19 protein-coding genes are annotated in these 25761 nt (G+C 42.3%); 11 read left to right on the plus strand and 8 right to left on the minus strand.

Going from position 1 to position 25761, the window contains the following annotated elements:
* Window positions 1-397: 397 nt before the first annotated feature.
* Together COW15_RS17495 and COW15_RS17500 are read left to right on the plus strand one after the other, a co-directional pair.
* Entirely contained in the window at window positions 398-7501 is a 7104-nt protein-coding gene (locus tag COW15_RS17495; protein ID WP_293634471.1) for an FG-GAP-like repeat-containing protein, read from the plus strand.
* A gap of 34 nt (window positions 7502-7535) precedes the next feature.
* On the plus strand, window positions 7536-8333 hold the full coding sequence (locus COW15_RS17500; protein WP_293634472.1) for a hypothetical protein: 798 nt from the start codon (window positions 7536-7538) through the stop codon (window positions 8331-8333).
* A gap of 215 nt (window positions 8334-8548) precedes the next feature.
* On the opposite strand, the gene COW15_RS17505 is transcribed toward COW15_RS17500, so the two are convergent.
* The 6 genes from COW15_RS17505 to radC all read right to left on the minus strand — a co-directional run bounded on the left by COW15_RS17505 (window position 8549) and on the right by radC (window position 12119).
* Complete coding sequence (locus tag COW15_RS17505; RefSeq protein ID WP_293634473.1) at window positions 8549-9271, minus strand: lecithin retinol acyltransferase family protein; 723 nt, start codon at window positions 9269-9271, stop codon at window positions 8549-8551.
* Window positions 9272-9416: 145 nt separating this feature from the next.
* The gene (locus COW15_RS17510; RefSeq protein ID WP_293634475.1) at window positions 9417-9977 is read right to left on the minus strand and encodes a tyrosine-type recombinase/integrase; all 561 of its coding nucleotides are present in this window, start codon (window positions 9975-9977) and stop codon (window positions 9417-9419) included.
* A gap of 120 nt (window positions 9978-10097) precedes the next feature.
* Entirely contained in the window at window positions 10098-10511 is a 414-nt protein-coding gene (locus COW15_RS17515) for a DUF2787 domain-containing protein (protein WP_293634477.1), read from the minus strand.
* 214 nt (window positions 10512-10725) lie between these two features.
* Complete coding sequence (locus COW15_RS17520) at window positions 10726-11082, minus strand: type IV toxin-antitoxin system YeeU family antitoxin (protein WP_293634479.1); 357 nt, start codon at window positions 11080-11082, stop codon at window positions 10726-10728.
* Between the two features lie 142 nt (window positions 11083-11224).
* Window positions 11225-11587: a hypothetical protein gene (locus COW15_RS17525; protein WP_011920075.1), complete on the minus strand. Its 363-nt coding sequence runs from the start codon at window positions 11585-11587 to the stop codon at window positions 11225-11227.
* A 40-nt stretch (window positions 11588-11627) separates the two neighbouring features.
* Window positions 11628-12119, minus strand: coding sequence for a DNA repair protein RadC (radC, locus tag COW15_RS17530; RefSeq protein WP_363700622.1), 492 nt, complete (start codon window positions 12117-12119; stop codon window positions 11628-11630).
* A 479-nt stretch (window positions 12120-12598) separates the two neighbouring features.
* On the opposite strand from radC, the gene COW15_RS17535 reads away from it, so the two are divergent.
* From COW15_RS17535 to COW15_RS17565, 7 genes are all read left to right on the plus strand, one after another.
* The gene (locus COW15_RS17535) at window positions 12599-12799 is read left to right on the plus strand and encodes an AlpA family transcriptional regulator (RefSeq protein WP_089067312.1); all 201 of its coding nucleotides are present in this window, start codon (window positions 12599-12601) and stop codon (window positions 12797-12799) included.
* 473 nt (window positions 12800-13272) lie between these two features.
* Window positions 13273-16122 (plus strand): type I restriction-modification enzyme R subunit C-terminal domain-containing protein, encoded by a 2850-nt coding sequence (locus COW15_RS17540; RefSeq protein WP_293634484.1) that lies wholly within the window; start codon window positions 13273-13275, stop codon window positions 16120-16122.
* 1 nt (window position 16123) lies between these two features.
* Window positions 16124-17881 (plus strand): restriction endonuclease subunit S, encoded by a 1758-nt coding sequence (locus tag COW15_RS17545; protein WP_293634485.1) that lies wholly within the window; start codon window positions 16124-16126, stop codon window positions 17879-17881.
* Window positions 17878-19488 (plus strand): restriction system-associated AAA family ATPase, encoded by a 1611-nt coding sequence (locus COW15_RS17550; protein WP_293634486.1) that lies wholly within the window; start codon window positions 17878-17880, stop codon window positions 19486-19488. Before COW15_RS17545 ends, COW15_RS17550 begins: the two co-directional genes overlap by 4 nt.
* On the plus strand, window positions 19488-20546 hold the full coding sequence (locus COW15_RS17555) for a hypothetical protein (protein ID WP_293634488.1): 1059 nt from the start codon (window positions 19488-19490) through the stop codon (window positions 20544-20546). The genes COW15_RS17550 and COW15_RS17555 overlap by 1 nt, the downstream gene beginning before the upstream one ends.
* A 293-nt stretch (window positions 20547-20839) precedes the next feature.
* Window positions 20840-22378 carry a class I SAM-dependent DNA methyltransferase gene (locus COW15_RS17560; protein WP_293634490.1) on the plus strand — a complete coding sequence of 513 codons (1539 nt, stop codon included), beginning with the start codon at window positions 20840-20842 and terminating at the stop codon, window positions 22376-22378.
* Between the two features lie 94 nt (window positions 22379-22472).
* Window positions 22473-23357: a hypothetical protein gene (locus COW15_RS17565; protein ID WP_293634492.1), complete on the plus strand. Its 885-nt coding sequence runs from the start codon at window positions 22473-22475 to the stop codon at window positions 23355-23357.
* 175 nt (window positions 23358-23532) lie between these two features.
* Here COW15_RS17565 and COW15_RS17570 read toward each other — a convergent pair whose 3' ends face one another.
* Window positions 23533-23853 (minus strand): hypothetical protein, encoded by a 321-nt coding sequence (locus COW15_RS17570; protein ID WP_293634494.1) that lies wholly within the window; start codon window positions 23851-23853, stop codon window positions 23533-23535.
* A gap of 124 nt (window positions 23854-23977) precedes the next feature.
* Window positions 23978-24169 carry a hypothetical protein gene (locus COW15_RS17575; RefSeq protein ID WP_105249802.1) on the minus strand — a complete coding sequence of 64 codons (192 nt, stop codon included), beginning with the start codon at window positions 24167-24169 and terminating at the stop codon, window positions 23978-23980.
* Between the two features lie 195 nt (window positions 24170-24364).
* Here COW15_RS17575 and COW15_RS17580 point away from each other — a divergent pair, with 195 nt between their 5' ends.
* Both COW15_RS17580 and COW15_RS17585 read left to right on the plus strand, forming a co-directional pair.
* The gene (locus COW15_RS17580; protein WP_293634501.1) at window positions 24365-24613 is read left to right on the plus strand and encodes a helix-turn-helix transcriptional regulator; all 249 of its coding nucleotides are present in this window, start codon (window positions 24365-24367) and stop codon (window positions 24611-24613) included.
* Window positions 24614-25383: 770 nt separating this feature from the next.
* The coding region (locus COW15_RS17585; protein WP_293634502.1) for an FMN-binding protein at window positions 25384-25761 on the plus strand (378 nt) is incomplete at its 3' end.

Consider the following 25761-nt stretch of genomic DNA (forward strand, 5'->3'; position numbering starts at 1 on the left):
CCTGCTGGTGGGATTAACTATTGAGTTTTTAAACGTTTTAATCTGATAGAGCAAAACGCCCAATTAAAACATTGGGCGTTTTTAATTCTAACATTGTTTATTTTTTTGAGTTTTGCATGACAGAGAGGTATTCATCAGCTTGCTAAGTTTTTTTCAGAGGGGTGTTGATATCGTTCGTTGGACCGGATAATAAATTACGTTTAGTGGTTGCCTTTATGTTTTTGTTTGGTTGCTAAGTTGTTTTGTTGTGTAACCATTTATTTGTTTGTTAATTGCTCACCCTGCATTTTATAAGGGTTTTATTTGTTATTAGGATTTGCTTAATTGTTAATCAGCGTTGCATTGGGTTTTCATAGGGGTTACAACGCGTTATTGCTGTTTCAAATGGAGCTTGATGATGTATACCAATCCCTTCAAAACCCTATTAGTCTTTTTCCTCACTTTCACCACGTCTTTCTCTGTTTTCGCAGATACCGAAACAGTGGCATTAACAGGTGCTTTTCGTGTTAATGAAATGGGGGCGGCAACCTATTCTTTGCCGATAGATGCGGCGCCAGGAAGAGGGGGCATGAAGCCTTCAGTAGCAATAGCGTATTCGTCGTCCGGTTCGGATGGTTATTTAGGTTTGGGTTGGGGTATACAGGCTGCGTCAGCGATAAATCGCTGTCCTAAGACCATTGAACAGGATGGTTTTTTACAAGGTGTCCAATTAACGGATACCGATAGTTTTTGTTTGGATGGCCAGCGATTGATCCTTGTGAGCGGTCAAAATGGTACTGATGGTGCGGAATATCGTAAAGAGATTGATGATGCGTCGTTGATTACCGTACTTGGACGAGCTAACGGCGGTGGTCCTGGGGCATTCAAAGTAGAAACTAAAGCGGGTGAAACTTTTTACTACGGTGATGTATATACCCAAGCGGGTAAAAATTTTGTAACAACATCAAACTCTAATAACCAAAGTGACTCGTATCAAACTGCATTGAAAAATGGCAATGAAGTTATTCATGCTTGGAGTTTAAAGGCGATAGAGGATGTGGTGGGTAACTACATTAGTTACCATTACTTTAAAACTAACGATGAACAGTATTTATCCAGCATTGATTACTCAGGACATAATAACGGCGCATTGCCCTATAAAAAAATTAGTTTTGATTACGGCGCTCGTCCATATCCTAAAAAGGGCATTGTTTATGGTTCAGCAGTATCACAGACAAAGTTACTCAATAAAATTGTTCTATCAACAGATAATCAAATTGAGCAAACGTATTACCTAACCTATAAACTAGCGACGTCATTGGCTGAGTTTAACTATCTCGATAGCATTCAGGCTTGTGTCGGGACGAATAACACGGATTGCACCAGTGCAATTCAGTTTGATTGGGAACGGAGCGGTGCGCCACAATCGCCGACCTATAGACCTTACACAGGCATTCTTCCTGCAAAAAATCTAAACATTCCTTCCGGTGAAAACCTCACCGCCAATATTTTTGATATGGACGGTGATGGGTTGGCGGATATCGTCTATGTTAGAAATGGCACTTGGTATAAGCGATCTATTGCGTCAGGTGTCGAAACGCAAATGACAAGCATAGGTGCATCTCAACATGCTTATGCTCAAACTATCGATTTTGACGGCGACGGGCAACGTGATTTGCTTATTGCTGCAAACAACACTTCTCCTTGGCAAGTGCTCTCTTTTAAACCATCACAAGAAAATACCCACGATTGTGAGCCTGATGGTAATGGCGGTCAACTTTGTACTGATAGCACTCGCACGGTGCAATACACCCAAACATCCTTAGGGCAGACAGCGGTTGGTTTGAACGGTAGTGCGATGGTCGCTGATGTGAATGGCGATGCTTTAGAGGACATAGTGTTTCTCGATGCAGGCCAGATTAAGTGGTACAAAAACTTAGGCGGAGGGAGTTTTGCTGCAGCGGCGAGTTTGTTTACGTTCCCTACGGGGAGTGATGCAAGCCCAGGCATTCCACGCATTAATCATTCGGCAAAAGGCTTTGAGTCGAGTGCGCTTTTGGATGTCAATGGTGATGGATTGACTGACTTATTGCTGAAAGTCAAAAAGACAGTTAACTATTGCTCTACGGGCTCGGGGATTATTTACGATATCACCCAGTCTGAATGTATTGGCGATTTTAATGGTCGCTGGGGACAAAATATCACTGACAACTGGATACTTTATGTATCAACCGGTAGTGGTTATAAAGAGCAGCAAATTATTACCATCGTATCGGGAATGGATACCTTACGGGCAGCTGATTTTAATGGTGATGGACTAACCGATATTGCCTATGTAAAAAGCAATCAATGGTACATCCAGTTATCAGACAGTAATGGTTTTTTAGCACCGATTGCGACAGGGATTGCGACAGACAACGATAAAAAGTTAAACACCTATTTTGTTGATATTTCGGGTAATGGACGTGCTGATATACTTGCTAAATCAGAGTCGCTTCAATCGACTATTTACATGTCAGAGCCAAGTTCAGTCAATGGCGCCTCATCTTGGAAAGCGTCCGGCATAATAGACCATGTCTCTAACCTGCGGCTGTTTTTTGCAGATATTGATGGTATTGGTAAATTGGACATTATCGCTAATGCCAGCGGCTGGTTTCGTTATGCCCCTCTTTCACCCAAATACAACAACACCATCAAAGCAATTACTGATGGTTTTGGTGTGACCACTATGATCAACTATGCCTACTTAACTGAGCAAGTTAATGGTCAAAGCCGGGTATATAAAACGCAAACCTCCAGTAATGTTGACCACTCAAAAAACTTCTCCATTATCGCGCCACTGCAAGTCGTTGCTGAAGTAAGCACACAGGCAAGTAGTACCGGTAGTGTCAGTGTTGCTTACGAATATGGTGGATTACTGGTTAACCGTTTAGGGCGAGGTGTTGCAGGTTTTGAATTACTGAGAACCATTGACAACCAATCTAAGGTTGTTACTGAAACCATGTATGACCAGATATTTCCACGTATTGGGTTACCGATTGCTTCCAAGCAAAGTTACCAATCACAAGCATTATCAGAGGCAAGAACCAGCGTGGATTTTGTCCGCGATAGCTATGGGGTGTATCGACAAACCAGCATGAGCAGTACCGATATTACTCGTCAGTACGGAACGGATAATGTGGTTCGGGAACTTACGCAAGTTGATACTCAAAATACTTATGATGATGCGGGGAATATTCTCAGTAGTGAGGTAGTGACTCGTGACTTACAAACTAACACTGTAGTCTCTACTGTTTCTATCATCAACGAATACAACGGTGCCGGAGGTGGCGCGAGTAAGGGGCGGCTAAGTCATTCTGTCGTGACAAAGTCTCGAGCAGGTCAACGAGACAATGTCCCTGATATCACCAATGAGAGCAGTTTTACTTACTTTGATAACGGCTTAATCAAAGACTCTATCGTATCGCCCAATGACAATCGTTACAAAGTCACTACCTCTGTCACCTATGATGTTTATGGCAATAAAACTTCAGAATCGATAACGGCAGGCACGAAGGCTGATGGTTCTGAACCCCAAACACGTAGCAATTACAGCACCTACGATGCGAGAGGACGCTATTTAAAAACCTCTATCAATCCCCTTGGTGATACGGCAACCTATGGTTATAACGGCACAACGGCCGATAGTGTTACGGGATTGATAACTAAAGTGACCTTAACGGATGCGAATGGCCGAAAGTTAACTAAAACCTCAGACCGCTGGGGGCGGCCAATTAGCGAGTTAACGCCTGATGGTGTTGCTACGCAATTAAGCTATCAACGCTGCAGTAGTGTGGGATGCCCGCAGTTTTACGACGGCTATTTGCTGACCACAAAATCAAAAACAGGAACACCAACAGAAAGTGTTGTCAGTGATAAATATGGCCGAACCGTGGGGAGTTTACTTATTGGTTTTGATGGGACTGTGATTGTTGGTGGGAGAAAAGAATATGATGGATGGGGCCGTCCAGTTAGAGACTACGAGCCACGTTATGGTTCTGTGTCCACCTATTTCACTGAGCTTAGGTATGACGGTTTTGGCCGAGTTGTTGCACAAGTTAATCCCAATAGAGGGGAGACATTAGTTGATTTTTTAGGTTTTGAGACACTCACCATTGACCCGTTAGGAAATCAAACATCCGTGGTCGTGGATGCGCTAGGGCTGCAGTCTGTGGTAACTGACGCTTTAAATAACCAGTTGCATTTTGTTTATGATGCATCGGGAAATTTACTCAAGTCTTATGTGTCGGGTAATGGCACTGAGATTGTCAGGACACAGTTGGTTTATGATGATTATGGTCGTAAAACCACCTCAATTGATGTTGATAAGGGAACGTGGCGATATACCTATAATGCGTTTGGGGAACTACTTTCTCAGACGAATGGCAATAATCAGTCCACCTTCTTCTACTACGACACGCTCGGGCGGCAAGTGCGCCAAACTGAGCCTGAAGGCGCCTCTTGCTGGGTGTATGGTACCAAAGCGGCTAAAAATGCGGGCTTATTGGTTGCTGAAAAACGTTATGACACCATCGTAAGTGATTGCAGCGCGGCAGGAGCTGTACATCAAAAGACCACGAACTATGATGAATTGGGGAGATTAAAATCCACCACTACCACGATAGGTGCGTCGAGTTATACCTCAATTGTCAACTACGATACCCTTGGACGAGTATCTGAACAAATCTACCCTGAAAATTTGCTGACGGTTGTTAACCACTACAATACATCTGGCTACTTGTATAAGCGTACCGACAAGGCGACGGGTAAAGCCTATCAAACCATCGAGAAAATGAACGCTAAAGGTGGCGTTGAAAAGGTTATCTATGGCAATGGTACAGAGGAGTTAACAGCTTATGATGAAGCGTTGGGGTGGGTGAGTAATATTCAGTTAAAAAATGCTGGGGGGATGTTGCATGATTTAGAATACGTCTTTGATGGTGTTGGTAATCTGACTTATCGCAAACATCAATTATCTTCAGCATCAACGACCTTTGCAGAAACCTATACTTATGACGACCTGTATCGACTGTACGACAGAACAATCAATATCACCTCTGGTGGCGTCTCTTTGCCGAACGGCTTTAAACTCACTCAAAGCACCCGTTATGATGATTTTGGGAATATCACCTCAAAAACAGGTGTAGGAACATATCGTTATGATGCGACGAATCCTTATCGATTATTAGATATTTGTGGTGAAGAAGGCTGCGGTACACTTGAAACAACACCTGCAAGTAAATCCTGCCCAACGGGTTATGCGCTCAATGCGGCTGGTACAACCTGCCAAAAAAGTGAAAGCCAGTCTGCATCACTAAGCTACAACTATAGCTGTCCAAGTGGTTATAGTCTTTCAGGTACCACTTGTTCTAAAACAGAAACCAAAGTTGCGCAGATTAAAACCGAACAAACTTGCCCTAAAGGCGGATACTTAAACGCATCAACGGGGACATGCTCTCGAGATTTCACAATCGTTTCAGCAACTAAACCTTCTGGGGCCGGAGTTGTATGCGGTGGTGGTGAACCAATGGGAGGCGGTCGCCGTCTGTGGGAGTGTACTGAAACCTATAAAGCAACATCCTCACAAGTCTATAGCTGTGATGCGGGCTGGACGGTAAGTGGTACTAACTGTACGCGGACATTATCGCAAGCGGCGACTCAGATACCTGTTTATTCTTGTCCCGCTGGTTGGTCTGTTTCAGGGGCCGCTTGCAATCGTACACTCACTGCCTCAATAACCTATAGCTGTCCAGTAGGTTGGACGCAAAATGGCGCTCAGTGCAGTCGTGCACGTCAAGCCAGTTACGCGATGGTTTATGATAAGAACGGCAATATTACCAATGATGGTACTAGAACGCTGACTTATAGTTCCTACGATTTGGTCACCAATATTGCCAAAGGCAACGAATCCAGCCGTTTTAAATACGATGCCTCAAGACAGCGTTATGAACGTTATGATGTCAAACTGGAAGACGGGGTTTTAGCCTACTACACCACCTACTATATCGATGGCGCCTATGAAAAAGTGGTGCGAACTGGCGGCGGTAAAGCAGCACTCACCGAGCAAAAACTGTATGTGGGTAATTTGGTCATTACTAAACGCAGTAACAATAGTACGGATAGTTTCTTGTATTTGCATAAAGACCATCAGGGCTCTACGACCACCATCACAGATGGAGATGGGAAGAGTCTTCAGCAGTTTGTTTATGACCCTTGGGGTAAACAAACCGCAGTATTTGATACTGGGTTATTGGCCAACTATACCACGCCAGCCACCACTAAAGGTTATACCGGTCATGAGCACATCAGCCATTTGGATTTAATCCATATGAATGGTCGTATCTATGACGCGACTATCGGGCGCTTTATGCAAGCAGACCCGTTTATTCAAGCGCCAAGCGATACGCAAAGTTATAACCGTTATAGCTATGTGAAAAATAACCCGATGAGCTATACCGACCCCAGTGGTTTTTTCTTAGATAAGCTCTGGAAAGGGATTAAGAAATATTGGCGTGTCGCAGTAGCAATTGTTGCCACTGTGTATTTAGGCCCATTAGCGGCCCAACTTTGGGGGCCTGTAATTGGGGGGGCAGCAACGGGATTTGTGGCCGGAGGCATTGCGACGGGTTCCTTAAAAGGAGCACTGGTTGGTGCCGCAACAGGAGCGATGTTCGGCGCCATTGGAGATTATTTTCAAAATACACAAGGATTTAGTGTTGGAAAAATCGCTTCGCATGGCGTTGCTGGGGGAATTTCTTCTGAGCTCAGTGGCGGTAAATTTGGTCATGGATTCGCCAGTGCTGGATTTACTCAGTTAGCTGGTCAGATGGGGGTTTTACCTGATATTGGTGCAAACAGTGCACAAAACCGCTTTGATAACGCCATTGCCGCGGCTGTTGTGGGAGGGACTGCCTCGGTATTAAGTGGTGGCAAATTTGCAAACGGCGCCGTGACTGGTATGTTTTCTCGAATGCTGAATGATAGTTTGCACGCAAAGCCTAACATCGGTCAAAAAAATAAGTTAAGTACTTGGTATCGTAGAGGGGAAAAATATGCGAGTGAAGGAGACATGGCTGATAGCTTGGGAGTTGAGGGCAAAACCGTGATTGTTTTTGGGAAAAGGGGATTGGATAATTTCTTTATGGGGGTGGAGGGGCCTGTTTCAGACTTCCTAAATCATGAAGCGATCCATGAACATGCTTTTGCCATTCAAGATAACAGGGTTACAAACTTAGGTTTCTCAAGAAATGGATTAGGTCCAGATAATAATATTAATTTTACAGGTTTTGGTTATAGTTCTTATGCTTTCACTGACTATTATATTTTACCTGGAAACGTTGATATCAGAGCCTTGTTAAATAACGTTCCAGGTAATTGGATGCCTTATGATTATGTAATTGCTGGCCCTACAGTGAATAACTGTCAAAGTTATGCCGATAGTTTAAGGCGACAGATTGAGGTGACCTATGGTCCTAAAAAATAGTCTTTTATCATTTTTATTATTGGGAGTAAGCTTTATGGCTTCAGCAATGCCTACACAGGTCATCATTTCTAATACGCTAGACCATGCTATTGGTAGAATCCATATTACTGATATAAAAACTCTCACCACCATAAAAGAATATCATGTGAATGCTGGTAACGGTCCTATTATGCGAGTTTATGGCGATAAGTTATCCATTTCCAATGGTGTTTTAAATCCTGGTGAGTATATTCTTAATCTTCAGGACTCTTCTGTCGAGTATTACCCTGAGCGCCGAGGTACTGTTTTTTTTACTGAAGACTCATATATGTATTTTTCAGAAAAAAATAATGCAGGAGAAATTGTTTTTGTTAAAAATGAGCAAATAATTACTGCGTTAAAGAGAACCGATGCAAGTTTTCGCCCCCCCAATGTTTATCAATATCTCTCTGGTTACGTAAGCTTTTATTTTTCAAATGGTGACTTCTACCTTGTCAATGGGAACGATTTATCCTTTAGTAAGTTTTCATTAAAAGGTTATGCAGATGTGATCTATTTAAATGAAGATAAGGGATTAGCTGTTCACGGTAGAACACTCTATTGGTTGCGACTTTCCGATGGGCAAGTGCTGAAAACTAAAAAATTATCCTTTTCGGGCAATTTTAATTTTGTAAGCAAAAGCGATGATGGCAGATTTATTACACTTGAAACCTTGAGCATGTCTTTGGTTCCTTGGTCAGATACTTTTATGCATGAACGTATCGATTTATATGTATTCGACCTGCAGAATGAGACGTTAGAAAAGCTAGCTAGCAGTGTGGCAGGGAATGGGGTGGGCCTTACCGTTAGGTAAAACGAAGTGAAGAGGTTAGTAGGGTGGCTGACGAGTTAATGTAAGTCTGCTTGCTGGTGGAATGAAGCTAAAAATTAAAGCAAGATGAGCTTAGGAACCGACCAATTATACTCTGTAAGGCTAAAAACGATAGCGGCGATAAGTGCCGCTTCGTTTGTCATAGTCAGCCTGGTGTTATGCGTAGCTTAGCGAGGGCTTAATACCGGCTAAATACACTATGACCTTAGCCAATGCCATGCATCGGCTATCAGCTCAGCGCCAGCTTTTACGCCATTGATGCCCACTTCTGCTGTAGTCAAAACCGTGTTTAAGCCGGTTTCTACACTGCCGGTGATGAGTTTGATCCCCGCATCGGCTATCTCACCTTGGCTTAAGCAAGCATAACTCTCACCTAGAGTTTGGGTGGTGCCTTTTAGTAGGCATTCGGCAGGCTTGGCAACAAGATCTCCTGGAGTGCCTAGCAGCGTGTTAACGTTATCGGGTAGCCCAAGGTATTCACCGGTCATTTTGATGGCGGTAGAGGCTAACACGACGTTTGCGACAGTCCCCGTGGCCAGCTTTGACGCAGTACTTCCCAGCAAGCCTGCTCTGGCTGAGCCTTGCAGCGCAATGTGGGTGAGATTACTCACTTGATTAGAGGTGCTGGTTCTTTCTAAGCATTCGTTGACGAACTGCTCACAATTGTTCGTAGCAACGCCGTATGAGGTATAACCCAGTTGACTGCGTGCAAGCTCAATAGCTTGATGGGGAAACAGGCTGGACTTTTTCACTCTGATCTTATGGCCACCAGCAAATTGCTGCAGATCGATTTCTTCGATGATGCCCTGTTTAGATAAGTGAATGACATTGCCATGGCCAACATACAGGCCATGGTGTTCGGTTAAGCCAAGCGGATCGATATTGGTGACGAGGTGATCACCAGGTTGTAGTACTTGCATGAATATTTTCCTTAGCCAAGGTTCTATCATTGCGACGTGCTATTTCGCCATGCAGCCTTGGTAAGTCTGTACGTGTTCGCGTTGATAGTCAGTTGGCTGTGTGAGGATTTAAAATGAGACGCTATCCAGTACTGATAAGCGCGGGTTAGATTTCTAACTCGACAAAGTCTTTATCGATATCGTCTTGCTCAATACCGATATACCGCAGAGTGGTTTCTTCGGCGCTGTGCCTGAGCATCTTCATTACTCGGCCAATGTCTTTGGTTTGTTGATATAGCAGATAGCCTCGCGTCTTACGCATTGAGTGGGTGCCTAAGGCGATTTTGAGCTCTTCACCAATCATCGCTAGGGCGCGGCAAATATAGCGGCGCGATAAAGGCGCGGGTTTAATGTGCTTTGCCCGTTGATTACGGTAGGACTGAAACAGGTAGATATGGTTAGGATGCTCGCGCGCAATACGCTGTATCCGTTCCAGTGTTTTTGAGTTGAGCTTGATATTGGCGATTTTGCCGGTTTTGGATTCCTTAATGATGAGTCTGTCGCCGTGGATATCACTGAACTTAATAGAGAGTAAGTCAGAGATCCTCAGGGCGAGATTAAGGCCGATATTCCACACATCGGCCAGTTGCTGGCTAAACTGTCTTTCCAGCAGATAGCTGATAAGCTTAACGGTATCTTGATCTTTAACGGCTTGAACTTCAGGCATGGCCATGTTCCTCTTTTTTGCTATAGCGTATTTTTGGGCACTTGCGTTGTTGAAAGCCTTACGGGGCAAGGGGTTGAGTGTTCCCGTTTTATGGTTACGGGAACTTGGCTCGAACAAGGCTTAACCCAGCTTGATATGGACGCGGTAAACATCCATCTCGTAGTAAGTTGCAAAGTTTTGGCTAAACAACGTAATCAAGGCTCTGGATTCATTTTCCCCAATCCAGCCACTAAACAAGCTATAGATCTGCTTGCTGTTAAAGCAGATATCGATGTCTTTAACCAGTTCGGGTTCGGGATAACCCCGAAAGGCAAACTCAGTGACATACACTAAGCGCCAATGCTTTTGTTGACGCTCCAATCGAACTTCTACAGTATGAAATCCGCCATTTTCAGCGCTGTAATCTGGATCGCGAAAATTAAGGGTTATCGAATTAGCATCTTTGAGTTCGACGTCAGCCAGTTCCTTTTCAATCACTTGGTAAAAACGATCGGGCATCGCTGGCTGTTGGTTACGCTTGATGGTTAATGTCATGGGATATTCCTTGTTTGATTTACGTGCATACGCAAGAGCCAAGGCGCAGTCACGCCTTGGCTCTTGTTGTTTATGCGGTTTGGTTTATGAATCGGGTGTAGGCAAAGCGCTGCTTGCTTGGGGACTTACTCGAGGCAAGATGCTTACGGTTAGGGGATAGGTGCAGGCTTACGAACTCGAACAAGTTATCGAGTGAGGGCTAGGTTGCTGGTGGTCAGTGGCTTAGCTTTGGTTTAGCTTCGGTTTGATAAATCGCAATATACAAATAGCCGTGGCTGCCTAAGGTATCGGCCTCACAGGTAAAGCCGGCGTATTCAATGCTCAAGCAGTGCTGCTCTGTAGCATCAATCTCGCCGGTGGCCACCAGCCGTTCAAGCTGTTTAACCATAGCGGGAAAGGCCTCGACAAATTGTTGTTTAATTGCTGGTGGAAATTCACCAACAAAGCTTGAACGGTCATGGAGATAATCCAAGTGCAGACCGCGTAAAATTAGCCTTGCACCAAAGCGGGGGGACACTTTACGGGGCAAGCCCCAGGCGTGCTCAATATCGAAAAGTTTTAGCGTTGTCATAGTGACCTCAATGGTTGAAGGATGAAACTAAGGGAGTGTTATGCTTGTTAGCGGACTAGCGGGAGCGGTGATAAATGTCTAGTCGAGTGCAAGTAGTGAATACAGCTGGCGAGCGAACTGGATATCGATCAGGTAAAGGTCTTTAAGTATGCACACTCCAATTGGGCTGTTCATTACTGCCATGGTTAAAGTACACGCCGTTGATCACCCGCTGCCATTCACCTATTGGCACACCATAGCTGTCACAGGGGCAAACATAGCGGCAAAAGGCAATTTCCTTGGGTAAGTGTTCAACCACATCACGGTGAAACACACTCAATACGGTTTTATGTAGCTTTGGATTCGGTGCCACAATCGGTTTGCCAATCACTTGGCCCATGGCATTAAGTGGCCGCACAAACATCGGCAAAATGAGTTCAACCGCTAAACGGTTACGCAGTTCAGGAAACGCGGCGCAGGCTTCGGCGACACAGGCCTGTGAAAAGCTATCAGTAAATTCAATCATGATGGACTCCTTGATTTGGCGTTATAGGTTTAAACACTGGCTAGAGTAAGCCGCGCTCAGCAAAGGACACTGGTGTGCGGCCAACCACGATATGGTCAAGTACGCGCACATCGATAAGCGCTAATGCATCGGTTAACCGTTGAGTGATGTGCTTATCTGCAGCCGAAGGTTCAGACTCACCTGAAGGATGGTTATGGGCAAAAATCACCGCCGCCGCATTGACGGCCAACACTGCCTTAACCACTTCCCGTGGATAAACACTGGCAGCATCTAAAGTGCCAAAGAACAACTCTTTAAACTCGAGTAATTGATGCTGATTATCGAGCAGCATCACCGCAAAAACCTCCCGCTCATAACCACCGAGTTTGTAAGTTAAAAAATCCTTTGTGGCCTTTGGATTGGTATAGGCGTCCTTCTTCACATAGCGCTCGGCAATGATATTGGCGGCAGAGGCGAGGATGACGTCATCCGAGGGCGGCCATAGCGTCACAGGTCGAATGGTTGTTCTGGTGTGCATAGGTTTTGTTGACATATCAGGCTCCTTGAAAGCGTTAATGGGCTTATGCACTGGAGTGATATATAGCTAAAAAATGTTCGAAACAGACATAAAAGCCAAGGTGCTTGTTGGCACCTTGGCTTGGTGAGGACATGAGTAAACTAGGCTACATACCTTTGTTTTTCGCCCAGTCGTAACCAGCAATCACGCCGAGAATAAATAACTCAGCCATTGGCCTATTAATGAGCAGGCTAAACATAGTCCTTCTCCTTTAAGCTGCGGTAAATTCCAACGCCAAGCATAAAGCCGGCGATAAATGCGATAGGCATAAAGCCTCCTTAGTTTAAATAGATAGATTGGCCACTGGTTGCAGTCGCTTCAGTGGCGGGATGTGTCAGTAATGGGTTACTGCATCTTAGTGATATAGATGTGAAAAAGGTTGGAGACTGCCAAATTTCACAGTTAAAGATAACCGCCACTCCTCATGGTTTGAACTAAACCAGAGGATTTAAAAAATGAGATTAATCAGACTAAAAGAAGTTATCGACTGCACAGGTCTTGCCCGCTCCACTATCTATAAATACATCGATGAAGGCATTTTCCCTAAGTCGGTCTCGCTAGGCGATAGAGCCGTTGCATGGGTTGAAAGTGAAGTACAGGAGTGGATATTAGAAAGGATCGCACAGAGGGATGGTGCGGTGACAGAATGCCTTTAATAAACGGCATAAAATGGTGAAGGCTTACACTAGCCTTCACCTCATCAAGTTAATTAAATTTATTTGTCAGATTTTGCTAGATAGCAAAGGCGGAAGCCCGTTTTCATGCCTTTATAGCGCATAGTTGAGGTCGCCAGACATAGATTTCTTTCTATTGCCCCCAATTTAATGAGGCCCTGTCAGGGCGTTTGTGGTTTCAATGAAATCCCGAAGTACAAAGACTGTGCTATCTCACTGGATTCGATGGATCTTTTCTGACACAATCCTAAAAATTATCTGCATCAATCTAAATGGTCTAATCGTTTAATAAATCTGCTTTAAACATGATATTTGAAAGCTTTTAGGTGATTACCGTTGCTGTTTTTGCCACAAGAATAATAAGAGGTGAGGCACAGGGATGGTCGATACAATTCCAAGCTATGAAGAGATGATGCCAGCGGTGCTAAGCTCACCTTTAAATATTAGGACTTCAAATGGACATTGACGGTTTAAAACCAGAAACCCAGGCTCGTTTATCAATTGATGAGCAGCTTAGGCTTGCTGGTTGGAAAGTACAAACCTGGCCAGCAGCTAATCTAGGTGAAGGCTTAGGTGTCGCAATCCGCGAATACCCTACCGATTCTGGCCCTGCCGACTATATTCTGTTTGTTAATCGCAAAGCCGTTGGCGTGATTGAAGCCAAAAAAGATGACAGCATATTATCGCAAGTTGAAGATCAAACCCTTCGTTATGCGAGTAGCAAAATTAAGTTTCAAAATAATCAAGAACCGCTGTCATTTTTGTTTGAAGCCACTAGCCAAGTTATTCAGTTTACCGACCTTCGAGATCCTACCCCTCGATCTCGGGAAATCTTCCATTTTTTTAAGCCTGAAACGCTGCAAGACTGGATAAAGCAAGAAAGTTCATTGCGTCACAACTTGAAAAACAACATGCCTGAGTTGCCCAAAGCGAATCTGCGGGAATGCCAAGTTGGCGCAATTACTGGGCTTGAGAAATCATTAGCAGCAAACCACCCACGCTCACTCATTCACATGGCTACGGGTGCTGGTAAAACCTTTACTGCGATTAATGCTGTTTACCGTTTGCTAAATCATGGCGGCGCAAAACGTATTTTATTTTTGGTTGATACCCGCAACTTAGGTAAACAGGCACAGCAAGAATTTCATGCCTTTAAACCGCAAGGCAAGCAAACGTTTTTCCATGAAAACCATATAGTTCAGCGTTTAACTAGCAGCACAATTGATAGTGCTGCCGAGGTATGCATTTGTACCATTCAGCGTATGTATTCGATTTTAAGCGGTAAGCCAATTGATGAAAGCGCCGAGGACATTTCACTACACGAAATCAAGCAAAATCAGCAGCAAGCCAAGTTGGTAAAATACAACCCAGCCGTGCCTGTTGAAACCTTTGATTTTATTATTGTGGATGAATGCCACCGCTCTATTTACAACTTGTGGAAGCAAGTGCTCGACTACTTTGATGCCTTCATCATTGGCTTAACCGCCACGCCTGATAAACGTACTTTCGGCTTTTTTAAGGAAAATATCGTTGCCGAATACAGCTATGAAGACTCAGTGCTTGATGGCGTCAACGTCGGTTACGACGTCTATGAAATTGAAACCGAAATCGGCAATAAAGGCGCAGAGTTAAAAGCCAAAGAATGGCTTGATCACCGCGACAAACTGACTCGCAAAAAACGTTGGGCACAGGCAGAAGAAGACAACAGCTACACTAGCAAAGATCTAGACCGTTCAGTCGTTAACGTCAGCCAAATTCGCCAAGTCATTAAGGCGATGAAAAAGGCTGTTGAAACCCAGATTTATCCAGATCGTAAAGAAGTGCCCAAAACACTGATTTTCGCTAAAACCGACAGCCACGCCGACGACATCATTCAAATTGTGCGTGAAGTGTACGGCCAAGGTAATGAGTTTTGTAAAAAAGTCACTTATAGCGCCAAAGATCCTGATGGCATTTTGAATGATTTTCGTAACGACTTTAATCCGCGCATTACCGTAACGGTGGATATGATTGCCACAGGTACAGACGTTAAACCGCTCGAAATATTGCTCTTTATGCGTGATGTGCGCAGTAAAGGCTATTACGAACAAATGAAAGGCCGTGGAGTTCGGAGTTTAAGTTATGAAGACCTACACAACGTCAGCAAAAGTGCTACCAGCGATAAAGATCGCTTTGTGCTCATTGATGCCGTTGGTGTAGAAAAGTCACTCAAAACCGAAAGCCGCCCATTGGAGCGTAATCCCAATCTATCACTGAAAGATTTATTGCAAGGTGTGGCAATGGGCCATCGCGATGACGACACCATTCAAAGCCTTGCTAATCGTTTAACCCGTTTAAGTAAACAGCTGGATAAGCGCGGGCTAGCCGAGGTTGAAAAGCTAACCGGTAAACCGCTGCCACAAGTGGCCAGAGACTTACTCACTGCGCTCGACCCTGATGCTATTAATCAGAGAGCCCTCGCGAATGCGAAAGCTGCAGGCATTACGCGAAATGAAGAGTCTTTAACCGATAGCGAACGTCAAAGTGCTAAAGAGCAGCTGATTGACCAAGCTTGTCAAACCTTTGATAATCCGGCCACGCGTGAAGGCATAGAATCGGCCCGCAGGCAGCGTGAGCAGCTTATCGACCATATCAACTTAGATACGGTGACTTATTCAGGTTACAGCAGCCAAGCTGCCGACAATGCCGAAAAAGTCATTCAAAGCTTTAAAGATTTTATCGAGCAGTATAAAGATGATATTCAAGCCTTAAGCTTTTTTTACCAGCAGCCGTATCAGCGCAGGGGCTTAACCTTTGCCATGTTAGAAGAACTGCACCAAGCGTTAAGTAAGCCACCTTTGCTGCTGACCACCGAAAAGCTGTGGAGTGCTTATGAGCGGCTCAATCAAGGCAATAACCAAGCAGCGGCTAAAAAAAACAACAGCAACAAGGGCAAAAAAGTGAACAGCCAAAGGCAGCTGACTGATATCATCTCGCTTATCCGGTTTGCTTTAGGGTTAGACGCCGACCTCAAATCCTTTGCCGAACAAGTTGATGCCAAGTTTAAAAAGTGGATTTTCCGTCATAATGCCCAGCGTTCAACAGCATTTACGGAGCAGCAGACTCAGTGGTTACGTTTGATAAAAGATCATATTGCCGCCAGCTGCGCCATCGAGCGCGATGACTTTGACTACAGCCCCTTTTCCGACCACGGTGGTTTACAAAAAGCCTGGGGCCTATTTGCCGTTAACAACCCAAACAGCAACGGCCAAAATAACGAATTAGATAGCCTATTGGCTGAAATGAATCAGGAATTAATTGCATAGTATGGCATTTTCTAAAGATATAAATGAATTAGTTACAGAAGACACAACTGGGTTGCTAAACAAACATGAATCGTGGGAAAGAGTAACGCTTCAAGATGTGGTGGAAGTCGTCAATGGCTATGCATTCTCATCAAGTGGTTTTAACACCGGAAAAGGTTTACCTCTCATCAGAATCAGAGATATCGTTTCAGGTAAAACCGATACAACGTATGAAGGTGATTACTCTAAAGACTACATTGTTGAGAATGGTGATTTATTAGTTGGAATGGATGGTGATTTCCACTCCGCATTTTGGCGAAGCGGCATTGCACTTTTAAATCAACGAGTTTGCAAATTGACTGCAAATGAAAATTTTTATAATCAAAAATTTTTAGCATACCTATTACCCGGTTATTTAGATGCTATAAATCAAAATACATCTGCCGTGACAGTAAAGCATCTTTCATCAAAAACGATTCAGAGTATCCCATTACCGCTACCAACAAGAAAAGAACAAGATAGATTGGTAGAAAAGCTTGAGGAGCTATTTTCCGAGTTTGACAACGGAATTGAAGAACTCAAAGCCGCACAAACCAAACTTAGCCGATACCGCCAATCGCTATTAAAAAGTGCGGTTGAAGGTTCATTGACTCAGCAATGGCGCGCTGAAAATAGCGACCGAGTGCAAGAAACAGGTGAGCAACTGTTAGCACGCATTTTAAAACAGCGCCGTGAACAGTGGCTGCAACAAAAACTCGCCGAGTTTGCCGAAAAAGGCAAAACACCATCGAAAAACTGGCAAGATGCATATCCTGAACCCGTTCAACCCGATACCACCGACTTGCCTGAACTGCCTAAAGGTTGGGTATGGGCAACAATTGATCAGCTTGCTTCTGTAGGCACGGGGGTTACACCATTAAAATCAAGAAATGATTATTATGATAATGGTGATATACCTTGGGTAACTAGCGGTGCGGTTAATGAAGAAAGTGTCTATAGAGCTAACACTTTTATAACTCGAACGGCTGTAGATGAATGTCGATTAAAAATTTATCCTGCAGGTACTTTGCTTGTAGCAATGTATGGTGAAGGAAAAACAAGAGGAATGAGTGCAGAGCTAAAAATCCCTGCAACCATCAATCAAGCTTTGGCAGCGCTTATTCTAGAAGGTGAGGCCTCAGTTCTAAAAGAGTTTCTAAAAATATATTTGCTTGATAGCTACCAGAAAATGAGAAGCAAAGCTTCTGGTGGTGTGCAACCAAATTTAAATTTACTGATTGTAAGATCGATGTGTGTACCTATACCCTGTGTTCGTGAACAACAAGAAATACACCAACTTTATAAGTTTCAAGCAGAAGAAATTGAGACTCAAGTAAAGTCGATAAAATTCAGTTTAGTGGCCTCAGATGCCCAGCGTAAAAATATCTTAAAGTCGGCTTTTTCCGGCCAACTAGTGTCGCAAGATCCTAATGACGAACCCGCTTCAGTATTGCTTGAAAAAATCAAAAAAGAGCGTGAAGCTTTGGCAAAAAAGCCTAAAACTAAACAAATAAAGACAAAATCAGCCATGAAAAAAATAACGGTCGAAGAGCTTACCAAGTGGGTGAGTGATTATGAAGGAAGCAGCTTTACGTTTGAAGAATTGCAAAAAATATTTCAAGGTGACTACGACCAGTTAAAAGACTGCGTATTTGAAATGCTAAGTGCTAATAAGCCACTCTTTAAACAAGTATTCGACCAGAAGTTGAATGCGATAACGTTTATCAAGGAAGATAAATGAAACTTATCCGATTAAACATAATTGATGCTGATACTTGTGGCGGTTTACTGAACGGCGTGATAATCAATTTTCGTAATGGTCTGGTTGACACCGACATTTTTTCACCATTATGTTTAATTGGGCCAAATGGCACCGGTAAGTCACAAGTTTTACAAATTATTGCCGAAATATTTCAAGCCGTATTTGAAAAATATTTGCCAGATGAAGAGCAAGGTACGCCCAATAGTCAAATTCAATTTGAGCTAGAGTACTCGTTGGTATCTGAGGAGGAAGTAAAGAAGGTCAAGCTTTATCGCCGAAAAATGGCGAACAAAAAAATGGATATTGCCATTGAAACATTTGTAGGTGACGATTGGAATTTGGTGACTGACCTAAGTGAAATTAAAAATCTATTACCATCAAAGGTAATAGGTTATACGTCTGGTGATAATGAAACGCTAAGCATTCCCTTTTTTGTCAGTCGCGCAGGTTATGCTAAACAGGTCAGCCAAAATGCGTTAGATAAAGATAAATCAGCCTTGCCTATTTTAGACTCACGAATGCTGCTAATTGATTACAGTACTAATCTAGAAGTGTTAATTGCGAACTTATTATTGAACCCCAAAAATGTGCGTGAACATTTAATACATGAACCGAACCTTAAAAAGCTGCGATCTTTTCGCTGTGTTGTGCAACTAAAATATGGCTCGTCTACAAAGAGCAAAGTTCAACTGACAAAAGAGCTTCAACAGTATGTTGAGTATTTAAAACGTTCAGCTACTAGCTTTGATTACGATGCTAAAAGCCTAACCTACACTTTTGATTTTCTCGTTCAAGATGCGACCTATCAAGCCTTTGAATACTATTGGCAGTCAGGTGCTTTAGAACTATATTCTTGCTTCCATAAGCTCGCAATGCTTAATGACCTCATTATTCCCAAACAAGATAGAGAGGCCTTCAAAAAAGGGGTTGAGCAACGACGGTTTGCATCCCGATTACCAGAACCTATGGAACGGCAGAAAGTATTTCGTTTTGAGCGTGTTGAGTTTATTTCACAAAAAAGTGAAGAGCCTGTTGATTACGTATCGTTATCAGATGGGGAGCATCAATTAACGCAATTGTTAGGTACTATTTGCATGGCATCATTTCCTAACGTTTTATTTTTACTTGATGAACCTGAAAGCCACTTTAACCCTAAATGGCGAGTGGAATTTATTTCCAAGATCATGAATCTGCCTACAACGAGTAAATCGGAATGTGAGAACGAGGGGAAACGCTCAGAAAAATCACTAGCTGCAATACAAGACTGCTTAATCACAACTCACTCACCATTTGTTCCTTCTGATATGGACAGGAATAATGTACTTATTTTCAGTAAAAATGAAAAAGGTGAGATTGAATCAAGAAATCCAAGAATCCAGACTTATGGTAGTAAATTTGATGCCATTCTTGCAGAATGTTTTGATATTTCACCACAAATATCAGGATTACCAAGAGATCAGATTAAAGAATTAATGGCGAATGGTACAAAGAGTCAGCTCCAAGATGCTATAGCGAACTTAGGTGAATCAACAGAACGAATGAAATTGGCTGCCAAGTTAGCATTAATTTCGAGCGAGGATAATTAATGTTCGTTAATTATCCTATTGATGCTGCGCAAAATAATAATTTTGTTCATGAGAGTATCTATGAAGCTATAACACTGATCTTTAATAATCTTAATAATGGAGTTGCAGTACCTCTTTGGCCGTACGTGTTACCACAAAGGCATAGAACTAAATTAAGCAATCGCAGGAAAATACGTGATTTATTAGTTGAGCTTGAAAATATAGCAACCCCGCTTTCGATAGCGCAACGAAGCAAAGCATTAGCTTTTATTGATGATCAAAATGATATCAATGGATTATTAGATGGGACAACAGATCTAACCGTCGTAGATGCCGAGATAGGATTATTTATAGATTGTTTTGAACGAATATTTGTTGAAGGTTTTAAGCTATTAACCGGAACGAAATCACGAGATAGCCATTATAATGATATTTACAATTCATTAACAAGTAAGACTTGTCCGTTTTGTGGCTATGAACCTTTTGAAGCTCCTGGTTTAAAAAGAGAAGATGAAGACCATTATTTATTAAAAGATCAATATATAGCGTCTGCTGCAAATTTATTTAATTTGGTTCCTATGGGAAGTAAGTGTAATAAGAGCTATAAATTCCAACAGGATTTGCTGTTCAAAAATAACATAAGAAGAAAAGCACTAAATCCCTATGGAAATATCAAAGCGGAAATTAGTTTACTTAATACAAGCCCAATAACACTGTTAGATGATAAACCAAATTGGAATATAACTATTTCACCTGATATTGAAGAGACAAGAACGTGGAATGAAGTTTTCTCAATTGAAAAACGCCTTAAAGAGACTGTGCTTTCACCGAACTATGAAGCAGTATTAAGAGAGGTTGGTGATTTTTTACAGAACTTAGATTTAGATCGCAATAGTTCCGATGTTCAAGTGCTAGAAGGGCTAGTGAAATTTGAAAATTACAAAAAAAGAAATCCGGAGCAGGGTCTTGGATATCTTAAAGATAAGGTAGTTGGGATGTTAAGATTTCATTTTGAATCTGATAACGCTCTAGTTGTTGCTTTAATTAGAGATGCTCTACCACAAAGAAAGGCTGCTTAATGTATATTTACTAAGGAGCAGGCTCCGATTAACGGCAGCTAAACCCACATAAGTAACGCGTAAATTATGCAAGGGTTAGGGCAAGTTCAACGTCGTTTACATAGTGCCGCAGAATGAGTAGTTGTCTGAGCAACGGAATTTGCATTTACTGAGTATAACATTCAGTCTGTTCTGTGTTTATGCAGCCGAACAGCGAAAAGAGACAATCAATTCTGCCAAAAATCGGTATAATCTTGCCTCTTCAGATGGCAGTAACCTCAAGAGCTGTCAGTTAGTCGCTTTGGATAGTCGAAATGAACGCTCCTGCATTAGTACAAAAAGTTTGGAATTATTGTCATACCTTACGAGATGATGGTGTTGGCTATGGTGATTACTTAGAGCAGTTAACTTTCTTGCTGTTCCTAAAAATGGCGCATGAATACTCACAGCCTCCTTATTCACGTGATACCAAAGTACCTAGTAACTACAACTGGGATTCATTAACAGGCCTGACCGGAGAAGCGCTGGAAGATCAATACCGTAGAGTATTAAAAAAACTTGCAGTCGCCCCTGGCATGTTGGGCGCGATTTTTTATAAGTCTGAAAACAAAATCCCCGACCCAGCTAAGTTGTCGCGCATTGTTAAAATGATTGATGAAGAGAGCTGGATCAGCCTGGATGCCGATGCCAAAGGCGACTTATACGAAGGCTTGCTGCAAAAGAACGCCGAAGATACTAAAAGTGGAGCAGGTCAGTATTTTACTCCACGTCCATTAATTGATGCCATGCTGGCGTGTGTGCGCCCTGAGCCTAAGAAAACGATTTTAGATCCTGCCTGTGGTACGGGCGGCTTCTTTTTGAGTGCCAGTGATTGGATCACTTATGGTGATAGTCAGTGGATTGAAAAAGGTATGAGCCACTGGAACCCCGCTAAAGATAACGCCAGCACGATTGCTAAATCCAAGCTCAATAAAGACCAAGTGAAGTTTTTACGTGATGACACCTTCTTTGGTAATGAGATTGTGCCTTCAACTCGCCGCATGTGTTTAATGAATTTGTTTTTACACAACATCGGTAGCATTGATGGTGAGCCGAAAGTGGAACGCGCGGATGCCTTATTGACGGCAATCAAAGGCGAAGATAAGGTTGATTACGTTTTAGCTAACCCACCTTTTGGTAAAAAAAGCAGCATGACAATTACCAATGCTGAAGGTGGTGAAGACAAAGAAGCCTTAACCTATGAGCGCCAAGACTTTTGGGCGACCACGACCAACAAACAGCTTAATTTTTTACAGCATATTGTCTCGAGTCTCAAAGATACTGGTAAAGCCGCCGTTGTATTACCTGATAACGTTTTGTTTGAAGGTGGCGCAGGTGAACGTATTCGCCGTAAATGGCTAAATAACTGTGATGTCCACACTATTTTACGTCTACCGACAGGGATCTTTTATGCCAATGGTGTTAAAGCGAACGTAGTGTTCTTTGATAACGCTCCACGTGATGAAAAAGTGCACACTAAAGGTATTTGGTTTTATGATTTAAGAACTAATATGCATTTCACGCTGAAACAACGCCCGATGGTGTTGAGCGATCTTAAGGATTTTATTCAGTGCTACAATCCTGACAATCGCTTTGAACGCAAAGAAACCGAGCGATTTAAATATTACAGTTATGATCAGTTAATAAATCGAGATAAAGCCAGCCTTGATGTGTTTTGGCTTAAAGATGACAGCTTGGATAATCTCGACAATCTGCCAGCCCCAGCAATATTGCAACAAGAGATAATTGATCATTTAGAAGCTGCGTTAGCAGCGTTCAAAGATGTTGCAGCTGGATTAAGTGACAAAAAGTAAGGCTTTTTAAGGTCTTGTAACATATTAGTAGTTTCTTAGCCTTCGCATATGCGGAGGCTTTTTGTACTAAATATTTTTAAATCAGGGAGTGATGATGGCGATAGGTATTAGTGAATTTTTAAGTGGTTTACAATTTGCTGAAAAGATTGCTTATTACGTCAAAAAGCTCTTAAAGCAGCCTGAACCAGAGACTTCTGCCAGCCGATTTCTTGCGTTATTCAATGCCCACGGTGTCAAGCCAAGTCAAATTCCCGATGTATTTGGCCATGGTCTAAGCATTGCCGATTGTCACTGTGCAGAATCACTTACGAAGGTCTTAACTTCTGATCTGATGGAAAAAGCGGCGCAGCTTTTTGGTATCAATAGAGATTGGTTGGATTGTGCCAGTGATGTGGTTTACGAACCGCATTCCTTTTATAAAAATTCTCAAGGATTTGATGCCTATTTAAAAAGTATTGCACTTGAATCGCATCTGCCTTTGCGGGCGACTTTGTATATGCCCACCAGCAATAGCTTATTTTATCCTGATGACTCTGGGGTGTTGGTGATATCTATTCCCGTGGGAGAGGTTAATCAACGCACGATATATGTCCATTACAGTTGCGTTTGTTATTGGCATTGTAGAGGTTATTTGGCCGCAAATTTGGCTTCTATGCTGAGAAGGTATGCGATTGTTTATGGTTCATACGTAGCAGCAAAAGTGCTTGAGCCTGTTGCACAAGGGCAAAAATTGCCAGTTTACGATTATGGGTCACAAGACGCTTTCCGGTTGAAGGTAAAAGGTCGTGTTTCAATTGAAGAGCTGATTTCACACCCTGATAAATATTTGGAAGGGGTCGATCCTGAAACTGATAAATTTGGGTACCGTGCCGCTATCGATCTATGGCTGAATATGGCAGACCAAATGCGTACTCGAAGTCACGCGGAGCATTCTCGTATAGTGTTGAAATTCGAAGAGGCACTTAAGTCTTTAGCATAGAGGATTACAGCGCTATTGTTAGAAATATTTATTATAAGCGCATGAAAATTATTGTTTTTAATATATTAGGTTTATTTGGTGACGCTTGTAAAGTGATTAGGGGCGGTATTTAATCCAGTAATAAAGACCCACTAATAGGAAGTGCCTACATGTCCAATTAGTGGGTAATGAGATATCAAAACGTAACAGACCAATCGCCATCATCGGTAAGAACATCGACTTGTTTTACATCACAATCACCATTGGCTATCACTGAAATCGATTCTCCAAATTTAAGTAATTTAGGGAGTGCAGATATTATCGTGCCACCACAATTTCCCCTGTTTATGATAACTTGTTTTATCGTAATAGTATCGCTAATGGCTTTAACGTTGATACTTGGGTACGTATAGCCAAATGTTGTTTGATATTCGTAAGTAATTTCAATGTTAGGCTGCGAGTTCCCACAGCCAAAAATCATCAAAGTAAAAGCTAAAATAACCAATGTTTTATTCATATAAACCACACTTTTTACAATAGATCAGGGTACAGTTGGACTTTATCAACCTGTTTTAAACCAAGTTGATTTTCAATCTCTTAGACCCACGCCCTTTGCTTTTTCAAAGGGTGTAGATGAATCATTACAAGGCACTATTAGTGAGCTTTTTGGTTTGGACGAAAACGGTGATTGAGTATCCAATCCCGTATAACGCTGAAAATATCCCCCATCCGGCAGAAGCTTCTAAATCAACTTCTGCAAATGCAGAAGCAAGAATGAGACATAAAGGGAAAAACACCATTCCTATGATTGACATGGTTTTTACGACAGACATGTATAACTCCTTTTAAAAATCGTGTTGAACGACATCACTGGTCTTGAAATAAGATGCTTACTTGCAATAGAAGCATGTTTAGACCTTAAATATCAAAATGACAACTATACAGGTCTAAATGTATTCTTTATGGCGTGGTTTGTCTATAGGTAGTACTTGAGAATTATCCAGTATTCAATGCCCTGGAGTTCTCAAGTGAATGATGATGAAGTATTAAAAATGGGGATGGCCTTCGGCCGAGCGGTTAAGTTACGTCGTGTTGAGGTGGGGTTTAACCAAGAGGAACTAGCGGATAAAGCTGAACTTGCCAGATCATTTGTATCGAGTGTTGAACGCGGTGTGGCTAAGGCATCTATCGCTTCAGTGTGGAAACTGGCCCAAGCGCTAAATTGCAATCCATCGGATTTATGGATAACGGCAGAGAGGCTTTATGATGTGCGTTAAGTCGATATAAGCCTTGAGGAGCATGCTTTGTAACGCAACAACATGCTTTAAAATAGTTGTTATCATCAACCCAATTAACGATTAATTGGCTTAACCAGGACGCAATCTGTCACTTGTAATTCAATGTTTAGTCAGAGCTGGCAGATTGCTGATACCACCTAATACACTAAAACAAAAATGCCCCAAAGCAAGATGGCTGAGCTACGCGTATTGCGCATTAATTGTCATTGCTTCCCCAGTGACTCGCCGCCCCTTTATTAAATAAAGAGTATCCCTATAGGCTCGACGGCGACATCCTTGTCGCCAACGGTCACTGGTGCAACAATGCCAATCTTAACTAACACTTCTGCTGTTCGTTTAGCTAAAAAGCTATTGCCCCAAAACGAGTTATCTGAACTATTTAGCCTTTCGGCGAACATGAGCATGTTGACCAAATTTAAGTAATGCTTCAAAGTGATCAGAGTAATCAGATTAACAGTGGCGATTCACTGCAAAAATAGTCTGACTGGTTTGCGAGGAGTTGCTTAAATCAGGTTATCACATCAACTTAGAGGAGCAGCTTGAAAAAAAAACGCCTGTTTTTTAAACAGTTTTTATAATTTGAAAATAAATTCACTTTTTTGAAATAACTTTCATAATGCAAAATTATTTTTTATTTCACTGTCTAAATCATCATTTTTTTAAAGTTGAGCATCACAAAGAAAATAATCTACCAAAGTATAATCACTTAAGAACGTTCCTAAATAAAGTGAAAACTAAGGTAAATTTATATGAATAAAAAGCTTATTTCCTCGTTATTTATTGCAAGTATAATTGCCATAAGTAGTGGTGTTTTTTATACACCAACCGTCTACGCAAACGTTAAGTCATTTGAAACATCAGCACCAGGAAAACATGGCGATGTGAGAGTGCTGGTGACGTTTGATAAAGGCGAAATAACGTCGGTGAAAGTGTTAGACCACAAAGAAACACCTGGAATTTCCGACGGTGCTATAGTCAAAATTCCAGGGCGAATTATTGATACTCAATCGACGAATATCGATGCCGTTTCAGGGGCGACGTTTACCTCAAATGCGATTATCAATGCGGTCAAAAAAGCAATCGTAGAGGCGGGCCTAGACACCAGTAAGTACACTAAAAAATATATA

The organism is Shewanella sp. CG12_big_fil_rev_8_21_14_0_65_47_15 (assembly GCF_002783505.1).
Lineage (GTDB): Bacteria > Pseudomonadota > Gammaproteobacteria > Enterobacterales > Shewanellaceae > Shewanella.

What these genes read in the sequence shown, in the direction of transcription:
- COW15_RS17525 (WP_011920075.1), bottom strand. Translation starts at nt 11,587, where the DNA reads ATGATTGAATTTACTGATAGCTTTTCACAGGCCTGTGTCGCCGAAGCC.
- COW15_RS17510 (WP_293634475.1), bottom strand. Translation starts at nt 9,977, where the DNA reads ATGCCTGAAGTTCAAGCCGTTAAAGATCAAGATACCGTTAAGCTTATC.
- COW15_RS17545 (WP_293634485.1), top strand. Translation starts at nt 16,124, where the DNA reads ATGGCATTTTCTAAAGATATAAATGAATTAGTTACAGAAGACACAACT.
- COW15_RS17540 (WP_293634484.1), top strand. Translation starts at nt 13,273, where the DNA reads ATGGACATTGACGGTTTAAAACCAGAAACCCAGGCTCGTTTATCAATT.
- COW15_RS17515 (WP_293634477.1), bottom strand. Translation starts at nt 10,511, where the DNA reads ATGACATTAACCATCAAGCGTAACCAACAGCCAGCGATGCCCGATCGT.
- COW15_RS17495 (WP_293634471.1), top strand. Translation starts at nt 398, where the DNA reads ATGTATACCAATCCCTTCAAAACCCTATTAGTCTTTTTCCTCACTTTC.
- COW15_RS17570 (WP_293634494.1), bottom strand. Translation starts at nt 23,853, where the DNA reads ATGAATAAAACATTGGTTATTTTAGCTTTTACTTTGATGATTTTTGGC.
- COW15_RS17535 (WP_089067312.1), top strand. Translation starts at nt 12,599, where the DNA reads ATGAGATTAATCAGACTAAAAGAAGTTATCGACTGCACAGGTCTTGCC.
- COW15_RS17500 (WP_293634472.1), top strand. Translation starts at nt 7,536, where the DNA reads ATGGCTTCAGCAATGCCTACACAGGTCATCATTTCTAATACGCTAGAC.
- COW15_RS17560 (WP_293634490.1), top strand. Translation starts at nt 20,840, where the DNA reads ATGAACGCTCCTGCATTAGTACAAAAAGTTTGGAATTATTGTCATACC.
- COW15_RS17555 (WP_293634488.1), top strand. Translation starts at nt 19,488, where the DNA reads ATGTTCGTTAATTATCCTATTGATGCTGCGCAAAATAATAATTTTGTT.
- COW15_RS17505 (WP_293634473.1), bottom strand. Translation starts at nt 9,271, where the DNA reads ATGCAAGTACTACAACCTGGTGATCACCTCGTCACCAATATCGATCCG.
- radC (WP_363700622.1), bottom strand. Translation starts at nt 12,119, where the DNA reads ATGTCAACAAAACCTATGCACACCAGAACAACCATTCGACCTGTGACG.
- COW15_RS17575 (WP_105249802.1), bottom strand. Translation starts at nt 24,169, where the DNA reads ATGTCTGTCGTAAAAACCATGTCAATCATAGGAATGGTGTTTTTCCCT.
- COW15_RS17565 (WP_293634492.1), top strand. Translation starts at nt 22,473, where the DNA reads ATGGCGATAGGTATTAGTGAATTTTTAAGTGGTTTACAATTTGCTGAA.
- COW15_RS17520 (WP_293634479.1), bottom strand. Translation starts at nt 11,082, where the DNA reads ATGACAACGCTAAAACTTTTCGATATTGAGCACGCCTGGGGCTTGCCC.
- COW15_RS17550 (WP_293634486.1), top strand. Translation starts at nt 17,878, where the DNA reads ATGAAACTTATCCGATTAAACATAATTGATGCTGATACTTGTGGCGGT.